The organism is Streptomyces scabichelini (assembly GCF_011045015.1).
GTDB classification, from domain to species: domain Bacteria; phylum Actinomycetota; class Actinomycetes; order Streptomycetales; family Streptomycetaceae; genus Streptomyces; species Streptomyces scabichelini.
The window spans coordinates 1-4231 of sequence record NZ_JAAKZY010000392.1 but is presented as its reverse complement, the minus strand read 5'-3'; the positions used below and the strand labels follow the sequence as shown (position 1 = coordinate 4231).

5 protein-coding genes are annotated in these 4231 nt (G+C 72.3%); 4 read left to right on the top strand and 1 reads right to left on the bottom strand.

Annotation, left to right across the window (positions count from 1 at the left end):
• The 4 genes from G5C60_RS49730 to G5C60_RS49715 form a co-directional block, all read left to right on the top strand.
• The coding region (locus tag G5C60_RS49730; RefSeq protein WP_338146156.1) for a GAF and ANTAR domain-containing protein at positions 1–994 on the top strand (994 nt) is incomplete at its 5' end.
• A complete protein-coding gene (locus G5C60_RS49725; RefSeq protein WP_165270765.1) occupies positions 991–1755 on the top strand; it encodes a GAF and ANTAR domain-containing protein in 765 nt (254 codons plus the stop codon). The genes G5C60_RS49730 and G5C60_RS49725, both read left to right, overlap by 4 nt.
• 132 nt (positions 1756–1887) lie before the next feature.
• Positions 1888–2265, top strand: a complete 378-nt coding sequence (locus G5C60_RS49720; RefSeq protein WP_165270763.1) for an STAS domain-containing protein — start codon at positions 1888–1890, stop codon at positions 2263–2265.
• Between the two features lie 80 nt (positions 2266–2345).
• On the top strand, positions 2346–2927 hold the full coding sequence (locus G5C60_RS49715; protein WP_165270761.1) for an Rv1733c family protein: 582 nt from the start codon (positions 2346–2348) through the stop codon (positions 2925–2927).
• Between the two features lie 157 nt (positions 2928–3084).
• Here the strand turns inward: G5C60_RS49715 and G5C60_RS49710 are convergent, their stop codons facing one another.
• On the bottom strand, positions 3085–4122 hold the full coding sequence (locus G5C60_RS49710; protein WP_165270759.1) for a rod shape-determining protein: 1038 nt from the start codon (positions 4120–4122) through the stop codon (positions 3085–3087).
• Positions 4123–4231 lie beyond the last annotated feature (109 nt).

Sequence of the window (4231 nt, the reverse complement as noted above, 5' to 3'; positions counted from 1 at the left end):
CAACCACCCCGCACCAGCCGTGACCACCCCGCACCACTCGCGACCGTCCCGCACCACCCTCGGCACAACGTTCGGGGGCTGTATCCATGGGCGATACTGGTGGATCATGTTGGCCGGCTGCACGAGCGTACGGAGCGAACGGGCGGAGGTGGCAGCGATGCAGCCACGGCATCCCCACCCCGAGCGTCCTGAGCGCCCCGACCGGTGGCGGATCACCGAGGCCCTGGCGGCGGCCGCGTCGGCCACCGATCCCCGACAGGTGCCCCAGGCGCTGTGCCGGGCGTCCGTGGACCTGCTGCCCGTCTCCGGCGCCTCGATCTCCCTCGTGGCCGACAGTGCCGTACGTATCACCTGGTGCGCCAGCGACGAGACCGCTGCCGGGCTGGCGGAGGCCCAGTACACGCTCGGCGACGGGCCGTGCCGCAGCGCGCTCGAACTGGCGGCGCCGGTGCTGGCCGAGGACCTCACCCGGGGCCGGGACGCCCGCCGCTGGCCGGTCTTCGCGCATCAGGCCGTCGAACTGGACGTACGGGCGGTGTACTCGCTGCCGCTGGGCACCGGCGCGCTGGCCTTCGGCACGCTCGACCTGTACCGCAGGAGCGCGGGGGCACTGTCCGGCGAGGAGCTGGGCCTCGCTCTCCTGGTCCGGGACGCGATCACCTTCGCCGTCCTGAAACTGCCCTTCGGCGCCGACGGCTCCGATGCGACGGACGGCGGCGGAGTAGCGTCATGGGTAGAGGCCGCGGAAGCCGACCACATGGAGGTCCACCAGGCCATCGGCATGGTCATGGTCCAGCTGGACGTCGACCCGGAACAGGCCCTGGACCGGATACGGGCCCGTGCCTTCGCCCAGGGGCGGACGGTGAGCGAGCTGGCCCGCGACGTCGTGGCGGGGACGGTTTGCTTCCCCGAGGCGGCGCCGGGCACCGACGAGGAGCGGGACGACGGTCAGGGCGGGCACGGCGGCGACGAAGTGGACGGTGGACGGTCATGAACCGTGAGCAGCAGCTCGCCGAGGCCTTCGCCGGTCTTGCCGACTCGTTCGCCGACGACTTCGACCCGGTGGTCCTGCTGGACCGGCTGGCCGGGCACTGCGTCGACATCATCGGCGCGGACGGGGTCGGCATCATGATGGCCGGTGTCCGCGGGACGCTGCGCACGATGGCCGTCTCGGACGACAGCGCGGCCCTCCTGGAGTTGTTCCAGTCGCAGACCGGGGAGGGCCCCTGCCTGGACTGCTATCGCACACACAGACCCGTCGACGCCCCCGACCTGGCCCGAAGCACCGACCGCTGGCCGCGGTTGGCGCCGGTCGCGATGGCCGCCGGTTACCGCTCCGCGCACGCGTTCCCGCTGCGGGTCAGCGGGCAGACCATCGGCGCGGTGAACCTGTTCTCCACCTCGGCCGGCGGACTGCGTCCGGCCGACCTGAAGCTCGCCCAGGCGCTCGCGGACGTCGCCGCCGTCGCGCTGGTCCACTGGAGCCCTGACCCGGTCCGCGCCATCGACATCCAGGCCCACGGCCAGGCCGCCCTGGCCGCCAAGGCATCCGTCGAGATGGCCCAGGGCATGCTCGCCGAACACGGTGGCCGCGACCTGGTCGAGGCGCTGCGCGTCCTGCGCGCGTACGCAGCCCGCAACGGCGGCCGGCTCACCGAGACCGCACAGGCCCTCATCCGCCGCACCCTCGCACCGGATGCCGTCCTCACGGAGGGCACGAACGAGCTTCGTCCGGAGGGTACGAACAGGCCCTGACGGGGCACGATGTTGACATAACCATCGGTGCCACCCCGGACCCCGGTGGCGTCAGACGCCGCATCCGTCAGCAGACGTGTCTCACGTTGCCGTCGCTCCCCCACAGGAGGAGAGAAACACAGGGGGTGGGCCATGGGCACCCATCACTTCACCTTCGCCCTGCACCATCGCGAGGCCGGCGAGAGCCTCGTACTCGAACTGTCAGGAGAGATCGACGCGTGGGCGTACGCGGAACTCCTGCCGCCACTGGCCGAGGTCCTCGACGGCTCGTACGCCGATGTCGTCGTCGACCTGCGTCCGGTGACCTTCCTCGACGCGGGCGGCCTGCGCCTGCTGCTGCGCATCAAGAGCCGGGTGGACGACCACCAGGGCACCCTGCGGCTCGTCCGCGGCACTCCCCGGGTCTGGCGGATCATGCGTCTCACCCGTCTCGACGACGCCTTCACCGTCCTCGACGGCCCGCCCGCGTCACTCCGTGATCAGGGCGTGCCCGCCCGAATGCTCTCCTGAGTGCTCTCCAGGGCTCCTGGGAGCACACTGGAAGACACGGGGAAGTGCTGCCGTCGGTGCTCACAAGGGGGTGCTGGCCGATGGCGATGACACGTCGTACGACGGTGAGACTGTGGCGGTGGCGGAGCAATCCGCTCCGGCGGCGCGTGGACGTCGTCGAGGCCTGGGTGGTGCTCGCCGCGTGGCTGTTCGCCCTGGTGGGCGGACTGATCGCGGGGCTGGTGACAGCCGATGTGGTGGCCCGGAGCGTGGACCGGCAGCGAGAGGAGCGCCGGACCGTGACGGCGGTGCTCGCCGAGAGGGCGCCGGAGCGGTCGCCGGCCCAGGCCGTGGGCGAAGACCTGGTGTGGGCCACGGTCCGCTGGAAGGCACCGGACGGCAGCGTCCGCACCGGCGAGGCCCAGGTCCGTCCCGAGGCCCGCAAAGGCACCCGGACCACCATCTGGACCGACCGCGACGGCGCCCTGATGGCGAAGCCCCTCAGCGACGCGGAAGCGGTCCTGCAAGCGGCCTCGGCAGGCGTGCTGGCGGCCACGGGCGCGGGCGGCACCGTCCTGCTGGGCGCCTGGGCCTTCCGCGTACGCCTCGACCGGCGCCGTATGCGCCAGTGGGACGCGGAGTGGGAGCGGGCCGACCTGCGGTGGGGCGGCAGGACGGGCTGACGGTCCGCACGGGAGCGCTCCGCTGGAGAACGGTGATTAATCTGCGGGCCGGTGGGGGCTGGTCGCGCCCACGCGGCGGAGCCGCAAATTGATACAGCCCCGCGCCCCTTACGGGGCGCATCTCACCGCTCCCTTTATGGGGCGCGGTACTGCCCGCTCAGGTCGACACCGAGTCAAGAGCCATCGGCTGGATCCTGCCGTCCAGCATCTCGCCCAGGCCGAGGACCGCGCACACCTCGGGCCGTTCGGCGATGTGCACCGGCATGCCCGTCGCGTGCCGCAGCATCTGGTCGAAGCCCGGCAGCAGGGCGCTGCCGCCGACCATCATGATCCCGCGGTCCGCGAGGTCGGCCACCAGGTCCGGCGGGCAGTTGCGCAGCACCTTTCCGATACCGTCGAGCACCGCCGTGAGCGGCGTCTGGATGGCATCGCGTACGGCGGCCGTGTCGACCCGTACGGACCGGGCGAGCCCCGTGGCCACGTCCCGCCCGTGGATCTCGGTGGAGGCCGGCCCCTGCGGCGTGAGCCCGTTCCCGGACAGGGCGAGCTGCAAGGGACGTACGGACTGACTGGGCAGCATCAACTCGTGCTGGTGGCGCAGGTGCTGGACGATCGCGTGGTCGACGGCCTCGCCGCCGACGGGGATGCGCTCGGCGGTCACGATCGCGCCGAGGGACAGGACGGCGACCTGGGTGTGGGCCGCCCCGCACACCATGATCATGGTCGCCTCGGCCCGCTCCACGGGCAGCCCGCAGCCGACCGCGGCCGCGATCAGCGTGTCCACCAGCTCGACGCGCCGCGCGCCGAGCCCGACCAGCGTCTCGACCGCGGCACGCTGGGCGAGCGGGTCCGAGCCGTGCGGCGTACAGGCGGCGGCGCGCAGCCGGGGCTTGCGACGAAGCGTGCGACGGAGCCTTTCGCCGAGCAGTTGCCGCAGCATCCGCTGCGCCATCTCGATGTCGACGACCGTGCCGCCGGACACGGGCTTGACGACGCGGATGTATCCGGGCGTACGGCCCGTCATCTTCTCGGCGAACTCGCCGACCGCGATCAGCGCGCCGGTCCTCGTGTTGACGGCGGCCACACTCGGCTGGTCCACGACCAGCCCGGCGCCCTTCACATACACGCGGGTCCTCGCCGCGCCCAGATCGACGGCGAAATGACAGCGTCGCAACTGCTCCAGACTGGCGGTCATGGCAGATCCTCCCGAGAGCGCAGACCGTGGGGGCCGCGCCGGGTGGCGGGGCCTCTTTGGCATAGTGCGGGCGCTGACGGGGCGTCGCCTTTTGGGGTGGGCCGGGTGG

Bases quoted from the DNA above. Each gene is read 5' to 3' on its own strand.
- G5C60_RS49725 (WP_165270765.1), top strand. From the start codon at position 991: ATGAACCGTGAGCAGCAGCTCGCCGAGGCCTTCGCCGGTCTTGCCGAC.
- G5C60_RS49720 (WP_165270763.1), top strand. From the start codon at position 1,888: ATGGGCACCCATCACTTCACCTTCGCCCTGCACCATCGCGAGGCCGGC.
- G5C60_RS49715 (WP_165270761.1), top strand. From the start codon at position 2,346: ATGGCGATGACACGTCGTACGACGGTGAGACTGTGGCGGTGGCGGAGC.
- G5C60_RS49710 (WP_165270759.1), bottom strand. From the start codon at position 4,122: ATGACCGCCAGTCTGGAGCAGTTGCGACGCTGTCATTTCGCCGTCGAT.